This window comes from Paraniabella hibiscisoli, from assembly GCF_022512515.1.
Lineage (GTDB): Bacteria > Bacteroidota > Bacteroidia > Chitinophagales > Chitinophagaceae > Niabella > Niabella hibiscisoli.
In genome coordinates this window covers 897,815-919,162 of the sequence record NZ_JAKWBK010000001.1, presented here as the reverse complement: position 1 = coordinate 919,162, position 21,348 = coordinate 897,815, and the positions used below count along the sequence as shown (strand labels likewise).

At 42.1% G+C, this 21,348-nt stretch carries 25 protein-coding genes and 2 pseudogenes; 12 read left to right on the top strand and 15 right to left on the bottom strand.

All coding sequences use genetic code 11. From position 1 onward, the window contains the following. Positions 1-23: 23 nt before the first annotated feature. The 4 genes from MKP07_RS05875 to recR all read right to left on the bottom strand — a co-directional run bounded on the left by MKP07_RS05875 (position 24) and on the right by recR (position 3,049). The gene (locus tag MKP07_RS05875) at positions 24-1,160 is read right to left on the bottom strand and encodes a 6-bladed beta-propeller (RefSeq protein WP_240845738.1); all 1,137 of its coding nucleotides are present in this window, start codon (positions 1,158-1,160) and stop codon (positions 24-26) included. Between the two features lie 335 nt (positions 1,161-1,495). Next, positions 1,496-2,077: a lipid A-modifier LpxR family protein gene (locus tag MKP07_RS05870; RefSeq protein WP_240845736.1), complete on the bottom strand. Its 582-nt coding sequence runs from the start codon at positions 2,075-2,077 to the stop codon at positions 1,496-1,498. Next, positions 2,074-2,334 (bottom strand): lipid A-modifier LpxR family protein, encoded by a 261-nt coding sequence (locus tag MKP07_RS05865; protein ID WP_240845734.1) that lies wholly within the window; start codon positions 2,332-2,334, stop codon positions 2,074-2,076. Before MKP07_RS05865 ends, MKP07_RS05870 begins: the two co-directional genes overlap by 4 nt. A 97-nt stretch (positions 2,335-2,431) precedes the next feature. Continuing rightward, complete coding sequence (recR, locus tag MKP07_RS05860; protein WP_240845732.1) at positions 2,432-3,049, bottom strand: recombination mediator RecR; 618 nt, start codon at positions 3,047-3,049, stop codon at positions 2,432-2,434. A 91-nt stretch (positions 3,050-3,140) separates the two neighbouring features. Between recR and MKP07_RS05855 the strand changes: the two genes are divergently transcribed. Further along, entirely contained in the window at positions 3,141-3,542 is a 402-nt protein-coding gene (locus MKP07_RS05855; RefSeq protein ID WP_240845730.1) for an Ig-like domain-containing protein, read from the top strand. Beyond that, entirely contained in the window at positions 3,542-4,477 is a 936-nt protein-coding gene (locus MKP07_RS05850; protein WP_240845728.1) for a peptidase associated/transthyretin-like domain-containing protein, read from the top strand. The genes MKP07_RS05855 and MKP07_RS05850 overlap by 1 nt, the downstream gene beginning before the upstream one ends. Positions 4,478-4,634: 157 nt before the next feature. Here the strand turns inward: MKP07_RS05850 and MKP07_RS05845 are convergent, their stop codons facing one another. Further along, positions 4,635-4,943 (bottom strand): tetratricopeptide repeat protein, encoded by a 309-nt coding sequence (locus tag MKP07_RS05845; protein ID WP_240845726.1) that lies wholly within the window; start codon positions 4,941-4,943, stop codon positions 4,635-4,637. Continuing rightward, a complete protein-coding gene (locus MKP07_RS05840; protein WP_240845724.1) occupies positions 4,922-5,284 on the bottom strand; it encodes a hypothetical protein in 363 nt (120 codons plus the stop codon). Before MKP07_RS05840 ends, MKP07_RS05845 begins: the two co-directional genes overlap by 22 nt. 256 nt (positions 5,285-5,540) lie before the next feature. On the opposite strand from MKP07_RS05840, the gene MKP07_RS05835 reads away from it, so the two are divergent. Both MKP07_RS05835 and MKP07_RS05830 read left to right on the top strand, forming a co-directional pair. Further along, on the top strand, positions 5,541-6,533 hold the full coding sequence (locus MKP07_RS05835; RefSeq protein ID WP_240845722.1) for a COX15/CtaA family protein: 993 nt from the start codon (positions 5,541-5,543) through the stop codon (positions 6,531-6,533). A 194-nt stretch (positions 6,534-6,727) separates the two neighbouring features. Further along, positions 6,728-6,895, top strand: coding sequence for a hypothetical protein (locus MKP07_RS05830; RefSeq protein ID WP_240845720.1), 168 nt, complete (start codon positions 6,728-6,730; stop codon positions 6,893-6,895). Between the two features lie 6 nt (positions 6,896-6,901). Here MKP07_RS05830 and MKP07_RS05825 read toward each other — a convergent pair whose 3' ends face one another. Further along, complete coding sequence (locus MKP07_RS05825; protein WP_240845718.1) at positions 6,902-7,285, bottom strand: isoamylase early set domain-containing protein; 384 nt, start codon at positions 7,283-7,285, stop codon at positions 6,902-6,904. 244 nt (positions 7,286-7,529) lie between these two features. Here MKP07_RS05825 and MKP07_RS42190 point away from each other — a divergent pair. Beyond that, positions 7,530-8,265: pseudogene (locus tag MKP07_RS42190) on the top strand (ThuA domain-containing protein). 44 nt (positions 8,266-8,309) lie between these two features. On the opposite strand, the gene MKP07_RS05810 reads toward MKP07_RS42190, so the two are convergent. From MKP07_RS05810 to MKP07_RS05785, 6 genes and pseudogenes are all read right to left on the bottom strand, one after another. Further along, positions 8,310-8,624, bottom strand: a complete 315-nt coding sequence (locus MKP07_RS05810; protein ID WP_240845712.1) for a hypothetical protein — start codon at positions 8,622-8,624, stop codon at positions 8,310-8,312. Between the two features lie 40 nt (positions 8,625-8,664). Next, positions 8,665-9,258 (bottom strand): YceI family protein, encoded by a 594-nt coding sequence (locus MKP07_RS05805; RefSeq protein ID WP_240845710.1) that lies wholly within the window; start codon positions 9,256-9,258, stop codon positions 8,665-8,667. A gap of 58 nt (positions 9,259-9,316) precedes the next feature. After that, entirely contained in the window at positions 9,317-10,642 is a 1,326-nt protein-coding gene (locus MKP07_RS05800; RefSeq protein WP_240845709.1) for a hypothetical protein, read from the bottom strand. A 33-nt stretch (positions 10,643-10,675) separates the two neighbouring features. Next, on the bottom strand, positions 10,676-11,263 hold the full coding sequence (locus MKP07_RS05795) for a YceI family protein (protein ID WP_240845708.1): 588 nt from the start codon (positions 11,261-11,263) through the stop codon (positions 10,676-10,678). Between the two features lie 242 nt (positions 11,264-11,505). Continuing rightward, positions 11,506-12,096: a phosphoketolase family protein gene (locus MKP07_RS05790; protein WP_240850671.1), complete on the bottom strand. Its 591-nt coding sequence runs from the start codon at positions 12,094-12,096 to the stop codon at positions 11,506-11,508. A 117-nt stretch (positions 12,097-12,213) separates the two neighbouring features. Beyond that, positions 12,214-13,826, bottom strand: a pseudogene (locus MKP07_RS05785) (phosphoketolase); the annotation flags it as partial. 359 nt (positions 13,827-14,185) lie between these two features. On the opposite strand from MKP07_RS05785, the gene MKP07_RS05780 reads away from it, so the two are divergent. From MKP07_RS05780 to MKP07_RS37790, 7 genes are all read left to right on the top strand, one after another. Continuing rightward, a complete protein-coding gene (locus MKP07_RS05780) occupies positions 14,186-14,491 on the top strand; it encodes a hypothetical protein (RefSeq protein WP_240845707.1) in 306 nt (101 codons plus the stop codon). A gap of 200 nt (positions 14,492-14,691) precedes the next feature. Continuing rightward, entirely contained in the window at positions 14,692-15,774 is a 1,083-nt protein-coding gene (locus MKP07_RS05775) for an efflux RND transporter periplasmic adaptor subunit (RefSeq protein ID WP_240845705.1), read from the top strand. An 18-nt stretch (positions 15,775-15,792) separates the two neighbouring features. Further along, the gene (locus MKP07_RS05770) at positions 15,793-17,886 is read left to right on the top strand and encodes an efflux RND transporter permease subunit (protein ID WP_262919166.1); all 2,094 of its coding nucleotides are present in this window, start codon (positions 15,793-15,795) and stop codon (positions 17,884-17,886) included. Then, the gene (locus tag MKP07_RS37800) at positions 17,883-18,950 is read left to right on the top strand and encodes an efflux RND transporter permease subunit (protein WP_317235778.1); all 1,068 of its coding nucleotides are present in this window, start codon (positions 17,883-17,885) and stop codon (positions 18,948-18,950) included. Before MKP07_RS05770 ends, MKP07_RS37800 begins: the two co-directional genes overlap by 4 nt. A 7-nt stretch (positions 18,951-18,957) precedes the next feature. Then, positions 18,958-19,410, top strand: coding sequence for a TolC family protein (locus tag MKP07_RS05765; protein WP_240845703.1), 453 nt, complete (start codon positions 18,958-18,960; stop codon positions 19,408-19,410). Further along, the gene (locus MKP07_RS37795; protein ID WP_317235777.1) at positions 19,356-20,042 is read left to right on the top strand and encodes a TolC family protein; all 687 of its coding nucleotides are present in this window, start codon (positions 19,356-19,358) and stop codon (positions 20,040-20,042) included. The genes MKP07_RS05765 and MKP07_RS37795 overlap by 55 nt, the downstream gene beginning before the upstream one ends. Before the next feature lie 43 nt (positions 20,043-20,085). Continuing rightward, positions 20,086-20,388 (top strand): TolC family protein, encoded by a 303-nt coding sequence (locus MKP07_RS37790; RefSeq protein WP_262919164.1) that lies wholly within the window; start codon positions 20,086-20,088, stop codon positions 20,386-20,388. Between the two features lie 73 nt (positions 20,389-20,461). Here the strand turns inward: MKP07_RS37790 and MKP07_RS05755 are convergent, their stop codons facing one another. Both MKP07_RS05755 and MKP07_RS05750 read right to left on the bottom strand, forming a co-directional pair. After that, a complete protein-coding gene (locus tag MKP07_RS05755; RefSeq protein WP_317235954.1) occupies positions 20,462-20,716 on the bottom strand; it encodes an HPF/RaiA family ribosome-associated protein in 255 nt (84 codons plus the stop codon). A gap of 165 nt (positions 20,717-20,881) precedes the next feature. Further along, entirely contained in the window at positions 20,882-21,289 is a 408-nt protein-coding gene (locus MKP07_RS05750) for a DUF2147 domain-containing protein (RefSeq protein ID WP_240845699.1), read from the bottom strand. Positions 21,290-21,348: the final 59 nt, after the last annotated feature.

The window sequence follows — 21,348 nt, the reverse complement described above, 5'->3', positions numbered from 1 at the left end:
AGGATATGTAGCTGATTTATCTTTTAGCTCATACATTTTTTTAGCGCTTCGGTAGCAATTAGGGTATAAGGTTTACCGCGCTGGTCTTCGGTAAAGTTTCTACTTAATAAAGACGGAAGGTTATATAATATACTATCGGGTTTAACCTTATCCATATTGTAAGTAGCGTTGGTTTTTTTATCATAAATGTATTGACCGTAGTTGTTGAAAAAGCTAATACTGAGGCCCATATAACGATCCGTTTCAAAACGCAGATAAATTTGACGCATGAGCCATCCGTTGTTGCGTTCAAAATTTTCTCTTTCTGTGGCGTTTTTAAAAGGGTTTTGTAAATACGATTTGGGGATACTGTTTTCCATAGGCAAAATCACCTGAAATGAAGGATTAATAGTGCCGTTAGCAAGGGAGTAGATAGTGTCTACATATGGGCGCGTGATGTAAAATACATTCGCTGTTTTGGTTTCTTTAGTAACAGCACCAGCCCAGCGTGCGTATTTATACCGCGGCTCATTTTGTTTATTGTAGGGAAAGAAACCCTGGATAAATGTGGTGTTTTTATAAATTTTTACCTCATAATCTGTAGTATCCTTATATTTTTCATTTACCGCTATTTCATAAGTACAATAATAATCGTCTTTTAAATTATAGGCGTTTAGTATGTCAAAGGCTGTTATTTCTGCCTTTTTTATAGCAAATGTTGTGTCGGTTAAATCAATAATGTATTTTTTATAGTATTTTTTACTTCGGGGATTGTTGAAGTTGGTCTTAATTTGTATTTGGTCTTTTTGGGTAAGTGAATAACTTTTGTTGGTGAACAGAAAAGTCATCTGCTGCTTATTTTTATCATAATTGGGAGATGCATATTCTCCTATTTTTTTATAAGATATTTCTTTCACAAAGCGTCCATCCTTTTTAAAAACCAGTAAACTTTTGCTGGCATAATTATGTACAAAAAAGTAATCGTTTGTAACGATGGGATAGCTCCACTCTCCAATGACGATACCTTTGGGGATCTGCAAAGGGTAAAATTTTAGCGAGTCGATAAAAGTGGATTGATTAGCTGCACCGGCAGCTTTAGGACTCAGATAAATTTTTGCAGGTTGGCAATAAGCTATTGCACTGGCTAGCTGAAAAATAAGCAGCAATACTTTTTTATTCAAAATATTTTAGTTTTTGGAGTCGAAAGATAAGTTGAGTAATTGTTAACTAATTCTAAAGGTTTGTAATGAATAAGTTATAATTTGTAAAAGGCATGTTTTGTTTTGAATTAGCATAGGTGCGACATTAAACAGTTTAAAACAAGCAGATAAATAATAATGATTAGTGTACTAATTAGGTAGTACACTGTAAAAATAAGATTTGTTTTTTATTCTCCAAATATTTTTAGGAGTGCATGGGGTTTACCACATCAGGCTTACCTGCAGGCTGCCGTATAAGTGGGGCGATCGTTGTGTGCGGGATTGCTTGTTTTCGTAAACAGCAGCAGCGCCAAAAGCTAATTTATTGGCTGCATAAGCAAGGCCAAGTCTCGACTGGAAAAAATGGGATTTAGTTCTCCTGGAATCAGGGTTGATACTTTCTTAAATAAACTGCCCTGTACAGTGGCGTCGTATCCTTTTAAATAGATCATAGGAAACAGGTACGCAAAAAACTCCCTGTCAGCTTTTGTTTGGCCGCTATGATTGTTCCAAAATGCCGAAGCGCTATTTTTATTAAACCTCCCGAATACCAGGGCGCCTCCCACCCCTGCGTTTGTAAAAATGCTTCCCGCGCTGGCAGAGAGTAAGGGTTTAAAATCCCATTTAGATGTTTTTTCGGTTTGCCCCAGTTGTGGTGACCAGGCAAAATCGAGGTTGGCTCCAAAAGCATTGGGTAATTGACGCTCCCAGTAAGTAGGCTTATAGATCTGCATCACACTGTGGGCCAGTTTCTGCATGTCTTCTCCTAAAGAAGCCGGACCAACAACGCCGGCCGTTATACCCCATTTCAGTAAACGCTCTTTTTGATTATAAAGCGACTGATGATAACTGCCATATAGATACCCTGCAATAGGCCGGTCCAGTCTTTCTGCTTTCAATTCGCCGGAAAACCTGGACGTGTAGATGTTCTGACCTGCTGATATGCTGTTGATCCGCTCCGGATTTTTTTATCGATTGCTGTGGACCTCCATTGATAAGCCAGCTTTATACCATTGGTATAATAACCATCGTTATTTACCGAAAGGTAACTATCGTTTTCTGAAAGAATGGTGAACTGATGCCTGGTTTGGGCAGATGCGGCAATGAAAAAGACAAGAGAAAAAGCAGAAAGGAAGATCGAAACCTGATACCGCATGCTTAAGTAACCACTGTTGTTAAAAATGGGTTCCGCAAAAATAGGGGTCTTATTTTTTATTACATGCTTTCATTTTTAGAAACTTAAGCATAAAATATTACCGGTTCATATACTTTTCAACCGGCAGTCGGTTCTGCAGGCTGCGGCCTAATGTAAGTTCATCAGCATATTCCAGTTCCCCGCCAAAAGCAATACCCCTGGCAATGGTGGTAATGCGCACATTTTTACCGCTTAGCTTTTTCTGTACATAATAAATAGTAGTGTCTCCCTGTATATTAGGGCTGAGGGCAAATATCAGTTCTTCCGTTTGCTCAAGGTCGATCCGTTGCACCAGCGCATCAATATTCAACTGATCGGGGCCAACCCCGTCAAGCGGCGAAATAACACCGCCTAAAACATGGTAAGTACCGTTAAATTGCTGTGTGCTTTCTATGGCGATCACATCACGTATATTTTCTACTACGCAGATGGTTTGTTGCTGACGGTAATTATTACTGCAAATAGTGCACAACTCTCCATCAGCCACATTACAACACCTTTTGCAAAAACGGATTTCGCTCCGCATACGGGCGATGGTTTCACTAAACTGGGTTACCTGGCTTTCATCCTGCTTTAACAAATGTAATACCAGCCGTAGGGCCGTTTTTTTACCAATACCGGGAAGGCGTGAAAATTCATTAACAGCGGATTCTAACAGCGCGGACGAAAATTGCATCCTGCAAAGATAAATTGAGCTTGCTAATGGAAAATTAAAAATTGAAAATTGGGAATTAGTTTGTCTAAAAACGCTTTATGTTTGCTTTTATATGCGCGCTACAAATTTATTGGCTATTGTTTTAGTAGTGGTTTCGGCCTTTGCTTTTTTATTAACAGAAACGGGTTGTGCCAGCGTGGTACCGCCATCCGGAGGCCCAAGGGATTCTTTACCACCAGTAATAGTTGCTGTAAATCCTCAAAATAAAACCCTCAATTTCGATAAAAAAGAAATTAAGATTGAATTTGATGAGTATGTGGAGTTGAATGATATCCATTCCAACCTGATCGTTTCTCCTTTTCCGAAAATCACTCCTGACGTTACCCGGAAGCTAAGAACAGTTACAGTAAAGATCAAAGATACTTTGCAGCCCAATACCACTTATGTGTATAATTTTGCCAACGCCATTAAGGATCTGAACGAAGAAATAAGGGAAAGGACCTATTATATGTAGTGTCTACCGGATCTTATATTGACTCAATGGAATTAAGTGGCCGGGTTAAAATGGCCAAAACCAATAAAGCCGATTCTACCTTATCGGTAATGCTGTATAGTAACCTGGAAGATAGTGCAGTAATGAAAGAGCGTCCCCGGTATGTAACAAGAGTAGATAGCAGCGGTATTTTCTTTTTCCGCTACCTGGCGCCGGGAAAATACCGGCTGTTTGCCATGAAAGATGAAGGCGGCTCCTATATGTATAACGGGGAGCAGATCTTTGCTTTCGCTGATTCTCTGGTAACCGTTGCGCCTGAACCTCCCGCTCCCGTAATGCTATGGGCCTACCAACCCGAAAAGCCCAAAGAAGAATCTGAACCGGAGGAAATTGAGATCGACCGTAAGGAAAAGAGGCTCAAGTATAAAAATAGCCTGGAGTCCGGTAAACAAGACCTGCTTTCAGCTTTTACCATGACTTTTGAAAACCCGCTGAAAACTTTCGATACGTCTAAAATATTGCTGAGTATGGATTCTACGCTAAGGAGGGCGAACGGGTATAAGCTGACTTTAGATAGCACCTCCCGTATCGTTACCATGAATATGGCCTGGACCCCCGATACTACGTACTACCTGGTTTTAGAAAAAGATTTTGCCTCAGACAGCATTGACCGGCAAATTGTTAGAAAGGATACCGTAAAGTTCAGAACAAAGTCGTTGGACGATTATGGTCAGGTGAAGATCGCTTTTGTTGATATTGATTTAGACCGTAATCCCGTTTTATTGATCAACCAGGGAGACGCAACGATCAATTCTTTCGCTATACCTGCCAATCGTACTATTGAGTTAAAGCTGTACAACCCCGGAGATTATGATATGAAAATATTGTACGATACCAATAAAAATCTCAAATGGGATGCTGGCCAGTTTTTTGAGAGCGACGGCAGCCTGAGCTAATTGTGGATATAGACCGAAAACTGAATGTGAAGCCGAACCAGTGGGAAACAGATTTTGAGCTAAAAATGGGGCGATAAGCCCCCTCAATATATTGTAATGAAAAAGAGATTGTCGGCAGACAATCTCTTTTTTGTATCGTATTTAAAATACCGGCTAATTATCCAGGCATCCTGGTAATATACTTGCCGATTTCCTTTAGCTGATCTACTATTTGAGGTGTTGTAGGGTTGCAGGCTTTGGCTTTTCGGTAAAAATCTTTTGCCGCGCGAAACTCGCGTTTATTCATCATAATGCTACACATTTGCAGGTAAGCCGCTGCTTCATTTTCCTTATCAGGTAATCCTTTTCTAATAGCCTGTCGAATATAGCTTTCACCTTGCTTGATATTACCTTTTTGCATGGCCAGCATGCCCATTTGTAACATACTTGCCCCTTCCGCTTCCTTCATCGGCATACCCAGGTCCAATCCTTTTTCATCATTGTTTCGGCGCTGTCGAAATCCTGTTTGCTCATGGCAATATTACCCTTCAGCGTATAGTAAACCGAACGGATGGGCTTGTACAAAAGATTGGGGAATGTTATAGAGTTCAATACTTTTTCGGCGCCATCCATGTCGCCACTTTCCATATATTCCTGTATCAACCTCAATGGTCCAAAGAAGAAATGGCTGAAGATCAAAATAGCTGCGATCAGGTACAGGGGGAATGCCGGCCAAAAACCAGCTGCAAAGTTCGTAAATATACCCGCCAGTAATACAATGATAGAGATCGGCAACCGGTATCGGATTAAAAAAGTATATGCTTTCATTTTCTGTTTTTATTTATTTCAATTCACTTGCCACTTATTGGCGCGGGCGGGCGCTTAAATTCAGGGCGCAAAGATAAAGGGTTATGACGAATGGAATATTTTTCAATTCGGGGTAATGCCTGCGCAGGACAGGCGAGGGAATTATTTTTGGACCAGGCCCAACCAGAGCAGACATTTGTTGTTAAGTTAATACAGTACAAATAGCAGTTGTTTTATAATTTTGCGCCCAATTATGGATTTGAAAAAGCACAGACCCGTGGCCATTTGGCTTTTTATAGGAGCGGGCATGATCATTATCCAGGTTTTACTGGGTGGAATAACAAGACTGACCGGTAGCGGCTTATCTATTACCGAATGGAAGCCTATACTAGGCGCGTTGCCGCCCATGAACGAGCATGACTGGAATATTGCGTTCGAAAAATATAAGCAGATCTCACAGTATAAGTACATCCACAATTATTTTTCAATTCGCGATTTTAAATTTATTTATTTCTGGGAGTGGTTGCATCGTAACTGGGCCCGCTTTATGGGAGTCGTATTTATTGTTCCTTTTGCGTATTTTATCTACAAAAAGAAGATTGACCGCAGTATGCTGTGGCCCATGATTATTTTATTTGTATTGGGCGCTTTGCAGGGGGCTATTGGCTGGATCATGGTGGCGAGTGGTGTAGGTACAGACCTGGTTTACGTGAGCCACATCAGATTAGCGGCTCATTTTATCGCAGCCCTGGTTTTATTGGTTTACGTGATCTGGTTTGCAATGAAATTGTCTGTGCCCGATTTCAAGAAAGCACATATTCCTTCGATTAGGAATTTTACCTGGCTATTATTTGCGTTGTTGACCGTACAGTTAATTTATGGAGCATTTATGGCCGGTACCCACGCGGCAAAATCATCCATTACCTGGCCCAGTATTAATGGGCAGTTAGTACCGGATATGGCCGAAGGAGGCTTGTTGCACAACCTGTTAGCTATACAGTTTGTACATCGTGGACTAGCCTACATCATAACCGTGCTGGTAATAATATACACAGTAATGCTATACAGGCAGTCTAAGGGAACTGTTGTGTACCAATTGCGTAATATGCCTTTATTCATAACCCTGGTTCAGGTTACGTTAGGTGTATTAACATTGATCAATTACCTTACTCCTGATAAATTAGCGCTCGCCATCTCTCACCAGCTGGTGGGCATACTCTTATTGATAGGCCTCCAGGTAGTTTACTTCTATGCTGCTAAAAAACGATAGATAGAATTGAAGTAAAGAGCAGATGAAACTAATTCGAGCCTGCTCTCTACTTCAAATAAAATGATATGCTTATTTTCCTCCGATCAGCTTCTCCTGTAATGCTGCCAATTGATCCCATTTCGCAGCTACAGCCAACTTAGCGTGCTTCAGTCATGAAGCCGGTTCGTGGAACTGAAATTTAGAGCCAGCGGCTTTTGAAAACTTCTCTCAGTTTTCAACCATTATTTTATTTTTTCTTTTTTGTTGCAGGCGTAGCTGTTTTAGCTTCTTTTTTTGGTTTAGCCGGTTCTTTTTCTTCTTTAGGTGCTGCTTCAGCTTTCGCTTTTTGGCAACAGTGGCTACTTTTTCCTTTTTTACCTTAGGCTCAGCTATTTTAGCTTCTTTTTTGGTTTAGCCGGCTCTTTTTCTTCTTTAGGCGTTACTGCAGCTTTTACTTTTTTAGCAATGGTAGCTACTTTTTCTATGATGGTTTCGGTAGGAACAATGATCAAAGAATTCTCTACTCCGAAAGCTGCATCGTGTACATATTGTTGTGCAGCCCAGTCGTTTACCCATGTGCCATCGCTTAACAAAAAGCGGTATTGGTAGCTTTTGCCAGCCTCCAGTTCTACTGAAGCGGCTAAAGTGCCATCGGGTTGTACACTGAGGCTGATGCCTTTATCAAAATTCCAGTCATTGAAGTCTCCAAGTAAAATGGCTCCGGTTGCATTGCCCAGTGCCTCAGCGGGAAGTGTAAAAGTGATCTTTTTCATCCGTATGTTTTTAATTTTTACATTTAAAAAGGATATAACGCCTTTTTTATTCTCATGTGCCAACATATTTTGGTTGGGGCGTTCATCTTTATATTTAATAATATAGGTGCCTTTTGCGCTGCAAATATAGCTAAAGTGTTGCTAGTATTCGGTTTCATGCGATTTATGGTTTAAAAAATGTGGATAGTAATAATAATTTACATTACTTTAGTCGATATATATAGCTATTTAAACAATATGTATCATGTCTAATAAACTTGCCTTTTTTGCCCTTTTAATTGTTGCTTTTGTCACCATTTCCTTTAACAGATCTGCTAAACCTAAAGTATTGGTGATGACCAAAACTGCCGGCTTTTACCATGCGTCTATACCGAAAGGCGTTGAAGCCATTCAAAAGCTGGGAGCCGATAATGGGTTTGAGGTAGAAGTAACAAAAGACTCCAGCCTGTTTACCGATAAGTATCTTAAAAAGTTTTCGGCTATTATTTTTTAAGCACTACCGGTACCTTGTTTAATGATGAGCAGAAAGCAGCGGTTCAGAAATATATACGCAGTGGCGGTGGCTTTGTAGGTATTCATGCAGCGGCTGATACTGAGTATGGCTGGCCCTGGTATAACAAAATGGTAGGTGCCTGGTTTGCCAGTCATCCTAAACAACAGGTGGCAAAATTGATTGTAAAAGATAAAGAACATGCTTCTACCCAGCATTTACCGGGGGTATGGGAACGTAAAGATGAGTGGTACAATTATAAAAATATTAATCCCGATGTAAAAACGCTGATCACTATTGATGAGAAAAGTTACGAAGGAGGAAAGAACGGCGATTTTCACCCCATGGCCTGGTACCACAATTTTGAAGGCGGCCGTGTTTTTATACCGGTTTAGGACATACTGATGAATCGTACAGCGAACCCTTGTTTTTACAACATATACTGGGCGGCATACAATACGCAATGGGCAAAAAAGCAATAAAGAAATAAAAAAGACGGCTCTTACAAACCGCCTTCTACAGGAGCATGAACAATTAATGATGCTGCATTTTTCCTACTATAGTATCTAAGGATGCTTTAAGTTTTTGTACTGCGCCGGTTACTGCATTGTCATAAGTGTTGCCATGGCTGGTAACGGTCACAGGATGCTTGCTTTTAAGCTTTGCTTCAATGGTACATTTCTTATCTTCTTTTGTTTTTCTCTGCGCATTTTCGTCGGCAAGATGTAATTCTACTCTTGTTAACAGTTCAGCAAAGCGATCCAGCTCTCTGGCAATTACGCCGTTTAATTTCAATGCGTATTCTTCATGTATACTCAGGCTTCTGTCTGCGTGTAATTGAATGATCATAATGGTTATTTTTTCGTTAGATGATATTGTGTTGACTTTATTATTTTATTTTTTTGAACTGCAGCTTCAGCAACATATCGATCGCTACCTCATCATTTACCTGCACTGCGCCAAGGGCTTTTTTAGGTGCGGCAAGTGCATATTTTTTAAGCGATATTTTATGAATGCCTTTGCATTGAAGCGCTGTTGCATCCTGTTGAGTGAGGTTTAAGCTGATTGTTTCCTGGTGTGTACATCCGGCTATGGTTAAGTTGATCAGTACACACACGGTTCCTGCCAGGTTTTTCAGCTTCCATACGCTTACCGGCTCAATAACCAGGTTGGGGTAGGTATCAGCTCTAAGCATTTTTCTAAAGTCTTTGGTGATATAAGCATTGGTACTTTTAAAATCTTCCACCTTCAGGCTCACTCCCGAACCGGATTTCATGTTCATCCGGGTAGGCTCTCTTTCTACTTGTACCTTATTGGTTTTGGCCAGGTTGCCTGTGTATACGAGCTCAAATTTGTTGATGTTGGAGGAGCCTTTTAAAGTAAAAGTGCTGCCCTCAACTATAGTGGTTTGAAATGTTTGAGCGGGCAGATCCGGCATCAACCAGTAAAAGAAACTAACCCATATGAATTTTACCAGTAACATGATTGTGTGTTTGTGAAGAGAGCGGAGCTACGGCTTGTGGCCCCACCCTCCTGCTTTTTTAGAAACCAACTACCGCCTGCATCACAAAACCCTTAAACCTTCCATCTGCCATTCTGTTTGCAGCCGGGAAATCGTTATATTTTTGATCTACATATTCACCTTTCATTAAGATATTATTGGTGAGGAACCATCCGCCTCCGATTGCCATTCTGTCAATGCTTTGTTTGTCTTTATTGCTGGCTAATAATTGTCCCCGTACGGTATTGTAACGCCCACCGATAAATACTTTTTCTTTGGCCCCTATCCTGTAAATGATGTCTGCGGCAAACTGGTTTACACTGCGTTTGTCGAAGTTGGCCACTTTCTCATTAATGCTGCGGCCTTTGGCATTTTCGTAAGTGCCAAACAGCTCCAGGCCCTTGGCTTTTATAAAACCATTTAATTGAAAGGCCAGGATCTGGTTCGTAAGCGCGGGGTCGAAACGTCCGGAAGTGAAGTTGTCTTTGGATGTAGCGGTAGCGCCTTCCATTACAAAGAAATAGTTGCTACCGGTACGGTCACCTGCATACAAGGTACTACGGCCAGAGCTGTTATTGTAGTATACAGATGCTGCGCCTCTCACTCTTATTTCTCCTAATTTCTTATCTACAGCGCCTTTGGCGTAGAAAGAGGGATTGCGGTGGTAACTTGTAGTATCGGTACCTGCGGCTAATATTGGAGACTGCTGAGTGCCATTGATAAGGCCATTAGATATACCAACCATTCCCATGACTCCATCTTTTTGAAGATAAAACTCTCCTCCGATTTCCGTAGCAAAGGCATCCATAATGTAGTTCTCCATAAATGGATTGTGGATGGTATTACCTCCATCTGAGCGACGGAAATGCTGATCACCATAGTTAATTTCCATGTGTCCTACTTTAATGGTTGCGTACTGCATCAGTTTGTCCCAGCCTGCGCCTTTAAAAGGTAGTTTGTCAAATTGAATATAACCGCCTTTTACCCATGTTTCGTTATGGTGTCTTGCCGCCAGGTAACTGGTAAGATTTAATTTAATACCATCGTATAACTGCACGTCCATAGTAAGGTTAGCCTGTGCTATCCCAAAGCCGGGCGCTAGTCTCGGGTAAAGTGCAACTGCGCCGGAGTTGCTGTGCGTAAGACTTTGAAATTGTTGAGAGAAGCCCGCGCCAAATCTTACTTTAAGGCCATCGTAAGGAATGGTATCTTCTTTGGTGGTTTCAAACATATTCAAGCCTGTTTTATCTCCGGGCCTGGTAAACTGTACATCAGAGTGCAGTTTGGAGATGATAGATTTATTGTCTTGTGCGTGTACAAGGCTAACGCATCCGATCAGGGCTATCGCTAATGATAAGCGTTTCATAAACATTTTTTTAGATGAAAAATCTGGTTGAGGTTATTTAGCAAAGGTTGAGTTCAATACTACGGCCACGTCATCACCTGTCTTAATAGTGCCCATCAGCGCTTTAGGTGGTGTAATACCGAAAGCCGTCAGTTTAAATTTAACAGTGGCTGTAAATGTTACTGTATTACCGTTTACCACCGCCTTTACCGGGAAGGTTACTTTATTGGTTTTGCCGGCGATGGTTAAAGTACCGGTTGCAGAAAAAGTAGAAGCAGTACCCGTTGTTTTCATATTCGATACACCGGTTAATGTATAAGCGATTTCGGGGTGCTTATCCGCATCCAATGCCTTGTATGCATTTTTGTCCATCGCATCATCATAGTATTTACCATTCTCTTTTATACTTTTCAAAGACTTGGCTGCTATACGGGCTGTCAGCGATTTTACTTCCAGCATGTCGCCTGTTTTTATTACAGCAGTGCCAGATTGTTTCTCAGCAACGCATCTCCAGTCATGCAGGGTAGAAGTGCCGGTTACCATGTTTTTGGTTTTGTTTTCCACCAGCTTGTAACTGTCCTGGGCGAAGATGTTCATACTTAAACCAAATATGAACAGGGCTACTAGTTTTATCTTTTTCATTTGTGTGTGATTTTCTGTTTTGTGTTAACAAAGCTGTAACAAACAAAAAACTTATAGTATGACCCTGGTATAGATGCCTATTGATTTATGTCATTGCGGTAACTGACAGAGGTTAGCTTTTAAAGATGATGGTAGTATACCTTTACCTGAATCTGAGCCTGATAAGGGCATGGTTGGGGGATGCAAAAATCCCGCTGATTTCGTCGGCGGGATTTTAGTATATAAATATCAGTTACTCTTTTTTAGGAAAGTTCCCATTTCCAGTTTCGTACCTCGTCCATATCTACACCATATTTTCTTATGTAGTTTTTATGTTCGATGTGTTTGTTTTTCATATCTTCTTTTATGTAAGCAGCTCTTTCTCCCAGCTGTGGTAGTCGGTTCAATACATCCTGCACCAGGCTGAAACGATCCATTTGATTAAGCACCGTCATATCAAAAGGTGTAGTAATAGTGCCTTCTTCTTTATATCCTCTTACATGTATATTATGATGATTGGTGCGGCGGTAAGTGAGCCGATGTATCAGCCAGGGGTAACCATGAAAGGCGAAGATCACTGGTTTGTTTTTAGTAAAGAGCACATCAAAATCAATATCGCTAAGTCCATGTGGGTGCTCAGAGGCGGGCTGGAGGCGCATCAGGTCTACTACGTTTACCACGCGTATTTTAAGCTCCGGTAACTTATTCCTTAGGATAGATGCGGCAGCCAGTGTCTCTAATGCAGGAACATCGCCGGCGCAGGCCATCACTACATCCGGCTCAGCGCCTTCATCATTGCTCGCCCATGGCCAGATGCCGATTCCTTTGGTGCAATGCGCAATGGCTTCATCCATGTTTAACCATTGAGGTGATACATGTTTGCCTGCAATGACCACATTTACATAATGACGGCTTTTCAAACAATGGTCCATTGTAGACAGCAGGCAGTTAGCATCCGGTGGCAGGTACACTCTTACAACAGAAGCCTTTTTATTGATAACATGATCTATGAAGCCGGGATCCTGGTGGGTAAAGCCATTATGGTCCTGCCGCCATACATGCGATGCCAAAAGAATATTTAGTGATGGCAGTTTTTTCTCCAGCTTATCTCTGAAGTCATCTTCAGCCATTTGGCATGCTGGTTAAACATACTGTCGATGATGTGTATAAATGCCTCGTAACAATTAAATAACCCGTGCCGGCCTGTAAGTACATACCCTTCCAGCCATCCTTCACATTGATGCTCACTTAGCACTTCAAGCACCCGGCCTTCTTTTTTAATAAATTCGTCGTCATCAAAAGTGTCGGCTACCCATTGCCGCTCTGTAACTTCAAATACTTTATTGAGTCGGTTGGATAAGGTTTCGTCAGGACCGAATATCCTGAAGTTATGCATGTTGAGCCTAATGACATCTCTTATAAAAGCACCCAGCACTTTGGTGTCGCCAGGGCCAGGCATACTGCGCATACTTACATCGAGTGCATAGGTTCTGAAATCGGGCATGTGCAGATCCCGCATCAATGCACCGCCATTGGTATGTGGATTAGCCCCCATTCGCCTGTCACCTACCGGTGAAAGTTCCTGCCATTCGGCAAACAATTTTCCTTCCTCATCAAAAAGCTCTTCGGGTTTATAACTTTGTAACCATTTCTCAAGAGCCGCTAAGTGTTCGGGATTGTGTGCAGGATCTGAAAGCGGCACCTGGTGCGCTCTGAAGCTACCTTCCACTTTTAATCCGTCTACTTCTTTGGGCCCCGTCCAACCCTTTGGTGATTTAAGAATGATCATAGGCCAGGTGGGACGTTCAAACTGTTCATTGTTTGCAGCAGCTTCTTTAATAGTTTTAATTTCAGCCATCACTTCATCCAGTACTTCAGCCATGCGCTGATGCATATACACAGGGTCTTCGCCATCCACCCAAAAAGGTTTCCACCCATAGCCCTTCATGAGATTATCCATCTCTTCCTTTTCAATTCTGGCAAAAATGGTAGGGTTCGCAATTTTATAACCATTTAAATGCAGGATCGGTAAAACCACGCCGTCTTTTACAGGGTTTAAGAATTTATTGGAATGCCATGCTGTAGCAAGCGGGCCGGTTTCTGCCTCTCCATCTCCTATCACACAAGCCACCATTAAATCCGGATTGTCAAATGCGGCCCCGAAAGCATGGCTTAAAGAATAACCGAGCTCACCTCCTTCATGCATGGAGCCAGGGCATTCGGGTGATACGTGGCTGGGTATACCACCGGGAAAAGAGAATTGTTTAAAGAGTCTTTTAAGACCTGCTGCGTCCCGGGTAATCTCGGGATAAATCTCACTGTACGTACCTTCTAAATACGTATTTCCTACCAAAGCTGGCCCGCCATGCCCCGGCCCTGAAATGTAGATCATATCGAGGTTGTACCGATTGATGATACGATTTAAATGAGCATAAACAAAGTTCTGGCCGGGCGTTGTGCCCCAGTGTCCCAGCAGCACCTGTTTTACATGTTCCAGTTTCAAGGGTTCGCGTAGCAGAGGATTGTCTTTAAGGTAGATCTGACCTGCCGAAAGATAATTAGCGGCACGCCAATAGGCATCCATTTTTTTTAACTCGTCTTTTGTTACTTTTTGAGTGTTTGAGGACATACAATGAATGTTTTTAAGGTGAGGGGAAATAAAGCGCTGTTTCTTCGGTTTGAGTTATTGGAGACCGGGCACTTTAGTGTGCAAGGTAGGTTTTACTATGGTCGTAAACTATTAATTAGCCATGAATTATCAGGACCTATTTTGTAATATTTAAAATTTAACCTTTTTTTGCTGTATGGTTATAAGCTGTCCTGGCATCTTTAACTAATTTTGAAAAGCAATTTATCGGCATTATGCGTTGGGCTATCTTTTGTATTTGTTTATGTACACTCCTGTTTAATACAGGTGATACTGCTTTTGCAAAAAGCCGAAATGTGAGTGATAACACCAGGAATAACTCAAAAATCAATCTCCTGGTTCAGCAGATGGAGAAACAAATCAGCAAGGTTGGAAACGCTGCTGACCAGGAACTGACCGAGCGGCTGATCTGTACCAATGACGAGGAAGATGATCTGCCGGTTTCTGCTCCCGTAAGAAAACAACTACAAAGCATTCTTGCTTATTTTCTTTCAGCCTATCTATCTCAAACAGATGACCAGTTTGCCAATGGCTGGTATATAACTTCATCGCAACCTGTATCGGTGCTTAGTCGTAACGAGCTCTGTGTTTTCAGGATCTGATACTAATCTATTTTCAGCAGTATTTTTTACCATTACCAACTCCAGCCATTAAGGCCTGGATCAATTGTTCGTGTATCGTTACATACACCACTGCTGTATTATCCTATACTTTGAAAATCAATCGTTCAATAATTTCTTTCCTGAAATAAGGCAACGGCCATCGGCCGGTAATCAGCCCTTATACATAATTCCCTAATATAATGAAACGGATAGTAATCGTTTATGCGTTATGCGCATTTATATACCAAACAAGCTGTAAGTCACACGCTGAAGAGAAAGCGGAAGAAGTACAATATATTGTTACCAGTCCTTTACAAATAGATACATCGCTTAATAAAGATTATGTGTCCCAGATACGCTCGGTGCGTAATATCGAAGTGCGTGCACAAAGCAGGGGTTTCCTGCAAAAGATATACGTAGATGAAGGACAATACGTAAAAGCCGGGCAGTTATTATTTAAGATAATGCCACAGGTTTACGAAGCTGAGCTGATGAAGGCAAAGGCAGAAGCCAGCGCAGCCGCCATCGAGCTTCAGAACGCAAAAACCCTGGCAGACCAGAACATCGTTTCTAAAAGTGAGCAGGCATTGGCCCAGGCCAAGCTGGAGCAGGCTCATGCAGAAACCAAGCTGGCCCAGGCGCATTTATCATTTACAGAAATACGCGCGCCTTTCAGCGGTATTATCGACCGTATTCCTTTAAAGCAGGGAAGTCTTATTGATGAGGGCGCTTTACTCACCAGCTTATCCGACAATAGCCAGGTGTTTGCGTATTTCAATGTGGGTGAACCGGAGTACCTGAACTACCAGAAAAATCTTCAAAAGAATGCACAGCAAGAAGTTGGTCTCATTTTAGCTAACGGGGATGCGCTCGGCGTACCGGGTAAAATAGAAACGATAGAAAGTGAGTTCGATAGTGAAACCGGTAACATCGCTTTCAGAGCCCGGTTTACTAATCCAGATGGATTATTAAGAAATGGTGAAACCGGGAAAGTAAGAATGACCGTACCTCTTAAGAATGCCGTGGTTATTCCTCAAAAAGCTACCTATGAGCTGCAGGACCGTAAATATGTTTTTGTTATTGACAATAACCATGTAGTAAGAGCCCGTATGATCAATGTAGGCGCTGAATTACCCGATCTGTATATAGTAAGTAGCGGTCTTGCTGCTGATGATAAAATACTGCTGGAAGGTGTACAAACAGTGAAGGAGGAGCAAAAGATACAATACCGGTATGAGCAACCACGCCAGGTAATGAGCAACCTTCATTTAAAAGCAGAATAATTATTTAAAGAGAATTTTATGTTTGGAAAATTTATAAAACGACCGGTTTTATCCATCGTTATATCGCTCATTATTGTATTCCTGGGCGTGTTGGCGTTAACACATCTGCCGGTAACGCAATTCCCTTCGGTATCTCCTCCCAAAGTGAATATTACGGCAGAGTATCCCGGTGCGAATAACGAGCTCCTGATTAAATCAGTGGTGATCCCCCTGGAGCGTGCGCTCAATGGTGTACCAGGGATGAAATACATCGCTTCTGATGCCGGTAATGATGGAGAAGCCGTAATACAGGTCATATTTAACCTGGGCACCGATCCTAACCAGGCTTCCTTAAATGTACAGAATCGTGTAGCCGCTGTAACCAATAAATTGCCGCCGCTGGTGATACGTGAAGGGGTGAAGATCAGCCGGGAGGAATCGAACATGCTGATGTATATCAACCTGTATACAAAGGATACATCAATGGGAGAAAACTTCCTGTACAACTATGCCGATATCAATGTGCTATCCGAACTAAAGCGTGTAGACGGAGTAGGTTATGCAGATATATTGGGTAACAGGGAATATGCCATGCGTATATGGTTAAAGCCGGACAGGATGTTGGCTTACAAAATATCTGCAGAAGAAATAATGAAATCTTTAAATGAGCAGAGCCTGGAAGCCTCGCCAGGTAAAACAGGTGAAAGCTCTGGTAAAAGATCGCAGTCCTTTGAATATGTATTGAAATACCCGGGACGTTATAGCAGTAAGGAAGGATATGAGAACATTGTGGTCAGGGCCAGCTCTGACGGAGAGTTGTTAAGGTTAAAAGATGTGGCTGACATTGAGTTTGGAAGCTCTATGTATGACCTGTACTCTTATCTGAATGGTAAGCCTTCTGCCGCTATTGTATTGAAGCAGTCTTATGGTAGTAATGCCAGCCAGGTAATAGCAGATGTAAAAGCAAAGATGAAAGAGTTGAAAGATAACTTTCCCAAGGGAATGGATTATGAGATCAGCTACGATGTATCGAAATTCCTGGATGCTTCTATTGAGAAAGTAATTCACACCCTGGTGGAAGCTTTCATACTGGTGGGTATCGTGGTCTTTATCTTCCTCGGTGACTGGCGTTCTACCCTCATCCCTATTATAGCCGTGCCCGTATCCCTGGTAGGAACTTTTGTGTTTATGCAGTTCTTTGGCATCACGTTAAATCTTATTACACTGTTTGCCTTAGTGCTGGCGATCGGGGTAGTGGTAGATGATGCCATTGTGGTGATTGAAGCGGTACACGCAAAAATGGAGAAGAGTAATATTTCTCCGTTGAAAGCTACACAACAGGCTATGAAAGAAATCAGCGGCGCCATAGTAGCGATCACTTTCCTGATGGCTTCGGTATTTATACCGGTAGCATTTATGTCAGGTCCGGTAGGTATTTTCTACCGGCAGTTTTCTATCACAATGGCTACGGGTATAATATTGTCAGGTGTAGTAGCTTTAACATTGACTCCGGCGCTTTGCGCTATTTTACTCAAGAACCATCATGGTCATATCAAAAAGAAATCGTTGGTTGACAAATTTATTGATGGGTTCAATAAGCGCTTTGATCTTTTATCCAACCGGTATATACGCTTTTTGAACCGGGTGGTGAGTCGTCGCATTATTACTTTCGGCCTGCTGATTGCTTTTTGTGTGGGCACCTGGTTGCTGAGTGGCACAGTACCTTCGGGCTTTATACCTAACGAGGACCAGGGAATGATCTACGCGATTATACAAACACCGCCGGGTTCATCGCTTGAGCGGACGAATGAGATCTCGGAAAGACTAGAGCGTATTGCGGAAGAAGTGGATGGCGTAAAATCTGTATCAGCCCTTGCCGGTTACGAGATATTAACGGAAGGGACTGGCGCCAATTCAGGAACCTGTTTAATCAATCTCAAAGACTGGAAAGACCGGAAAGAATCGGCGCAGGAGGTTATAGAGCAGCTGGAAGAAAAATCCAAAAGTATCCCGGGTGCAGCCATTGAGTTCTTCCAGCCTCCGGCGGTGCCTGGCTATGGCGCTGCGGGCGGTTTTGAGTTACGCCTGCTGGATAAGGCGGGGAGCGGCGATTATAAAAAATGGAACAGGTGAGCCATGATTTTGTAAAAGAGCTCAATAAACGTAAAGAGCTTTCATCGGTATTTACTTTTTACAGCGCCAGTTTTCCACAATATATGCTGCGGGTAGATAATGACCTGGCGCAACAAAAAGGCATTACCATAGATAACGCTATGAGCACCCTGTCAACACTTATCGGGAGTAACTATGAAACCAGTTTTATTAAGTTCGACAGGCAATACAAAGTTATTGTACAAGCCCTGCCACAATACCGCGCATTACCCGATGACATCCTGAAACTATATGTAAAAAACGATCATGATGAAATGGTTCCTTTTTCAGCTTTTATGAAGATGGAAAAAGTATATGGCCTTTCAGAGATTACCCGGCATAATATGTACAATGCTTCAGAAATAAGCGGTTCGGCCGCTCCGGGCTATAGTAGCGGTGAAGCCATTAGTGTTATCAATGAAGTAGCGAAGAAGACTCTGCCCAGAGGCTTTGGTATCGATTGGGCAGGTATTTCAAAAGATGAAGTATCAAGAGGGAACGAAGCTATTTATATCTTCTTGATATGTTTGGGCTTTGTGTATTTAATTCTCTCTGCACAGTACGAAAGCTTTATTTTGCCTTTATCAGTAATCCTCTCTTTACCGGCTGGTATCTTCGGTGCTTTTCTTTTCCTGAAATTGTTTGGACTGGAGAATAATATTTACGCGCAGATCTCTATGGTGATGCTGATCGGCTTGTTGGGTAAAAATGCGGTGCTGATCGTGGAATTTGCAGCCCAGCAGCATAGTGCAGGTATGTCTGTTTTAAAATCGGCCATGCAGGGCGCCAAAGTAAGGTTCCGTCCTATTTTAATGACTTCCTTTGCTTTTATTGCCGGCCTGATTCCATTAGTATTTGCCAACGGTCCGGGTAAGATCGGTAACCGAACCATAGGATCGGCTGCAGCCGGAGGTATGCTTTTCGGAACCCTGTTTGGTGTAATTGTCATACCCGGGTTGTATTACATCTTTGGCAGCATTGCTGCTAAAAGAAAACTGATCAAAATAGAAGATGAAAATCCATTATCAGAAGATCTGACTCAATAGAAAATATATGAAGATTCGTAACATATTCGCTCCGTTGGGGATATTAGGCGCCTGCATGATCTATGCAGGATGCCGTGTTCCCCAGGTAGCTCAAAAGCGGGAAAATAAAGAGGTGCCCGAGACTTATGCCGTTTCGCAGGACACGTCGAATACCGGGATGGTAAAATGGCGGGACTTTTTTACCGATCCCAACCTGGTAGTATTAATAGATACAGCTTTAAAAAATAACCAGGAGCTGAACATCACTTTGCAGGAAATAGAAATAGCGCGGAACGAAGTCAGGGCGAGAAAAGGAGAGCTATTGCCGAGTGTAGGATATCGAGCAGGCGTTGGTATCGATAAAGCAGGACGCTACACCAGCCAGGGCGCAGGTGATGCATCCACGGAAATTACGCCTGGTAAAAAGTGCCCGATTACCTCGGTGATCTTATCGTGGGTGTCAACGCTAACTGGGAGGTAGACATCTGGAACAAGCTGCATAACGCAAAGGATGCAGAAGTAGACCGCTATTTATCTACTATCGAAGGCAAAAATTTTGTGTTGTCTAACCTGATAGCAGAAGTGGCTAATTCGTACTATGAATTATTATCGCTCGACTACCAGTTGGATATTGTTAAGCAGAATATTGCCTTACAGAAGAACGCGCTGGAGGTTGTAAAAGTGCAGAAGCAAGCCGCAAGGGCAACAGAGTTGGCGGTACAAAAATTCGAGGCGGAAGTAAAGAGCACGGAAAGCCGTGAATTTGAAATACTGCAGGGTATTAAGGAAACAGAAAATCGTATTAACTTTTTACTGGCGAGGTATCCTCAACCTATAGCCAGGCTGCAAGCCGACTTTATGAATTCGACTTTAGCGCCGATTAGTACGGGTGTGCCATCACAGTTATTGGCTAACAGGCCCGATATCAGGCAGGCAGAGCTGGAGCTGGCTGCTTCCAAACTGGATGTTAAAGTGGCGCGGGCGCAGTTCTATCCATCTTTTGATATTTCGGCTGTAGTGGGACTGAATGCTTTTAATCCCAGTTACCTAGTTAAGCTGCCCGAGTCACTAATAGCTTCGGGTAGGCGACCTGGCAGGGCCGTTAATAAATAAGAATGCTATTAAAGCGCAGTATCTTACGGCTAATGCAAGGCAGTTGCAGGCTGTATACAATTATGAACGATCGATATTAGGGGGATATATAGAAGTGGCTAATGAACTCTCCCATATCAGTAATCTGCAACAGACTTTTGAGCAAAAGCAAAAACAGGTGCAGGTGTTGAATAAATCGGTGGATGTGTCTAATGCTTTATACAAAGCTGCAAGAGCTGATTATTTAGAAGTATTGACTACGCAACGCGATGTGCTGGAAGCGAGGCTGGAGATGGCAGAAACCAGGAAAAACCAGCTGAGTGCTGTGGTAAATATGTATAAGGATTTAGGAGGAGGTTGGAGATAAATATTAAAGCAAGATCAGGTTGTTCAACTTGTTGAGCAACCTGATCTTTTTATTACACTAAACAAATGATGTATTAATGATTTTGCATCTTACCTATTATTGTTTCCAATGAAGTAGCTAGCTTATCAGTAGCTCCGTTAATAGCAATGTCGTAAGTTTCACCGTCATCTGAAACGGCAATAGGTTGTTTGCCTTTCAATCTTGCTTCAATATTGCAACGTTTGTCAGCGCCGTTATCTTTATGCGAATTCTGATCAGATAGATATACTTCAATGCGGGTTAAATGTTCCAGGAAACGGTCGGCTTCTGCCATCACTATTCCTTCTATTTTTCTCTGTATTCGGCACTTACCGTTAAATGATTGTCTGAGTTAATTTGAATGATCATGCGTTATAATTTATCTGAGTAATATAATACTATTTATAGCATAAACAAGGCCAATACTGCTTGCTGAGTCCATAAGTTAGGTTAAAATGATTAACTACTAAAAATATTATGGTACCCGCTGCCAGGTCTGTGTTCTGCCAATCAGCGAAAAGCCTACATAGCCCCGAACTTCTAATTCATTCTTCCCTTTCGGTTTAATATAGCATTTGTATTGCTTGCCTTTTTCAGGGTCGAGTATTTGTCCACCCGACCATTCGTCACCGTCTTTCGTCAATCCCCATAAAATGATCATGCCTTTTACCGGCTTGTCCTTCCGGGTTCCGGTACAAGTAGTACAGGTAGCGTTTTCCCTTGCCGGATCCAGTATTTTCAACACTTCGCCCTGCAACTTGCCGCTTTTCGTTTCATAAATGCGCACATACGATTTTTCCTTTTTGGTATTATCATCGATTGTTTTCCAGGTGCCGATGGGCGATTGGCAAAAGCCGTTGGCAGATAAAAAAATTATTGCCAATAGCAACATGCAATTTTTAGAACCATCGTTAATTTTTAAGACATCAGCAATAATGTTAT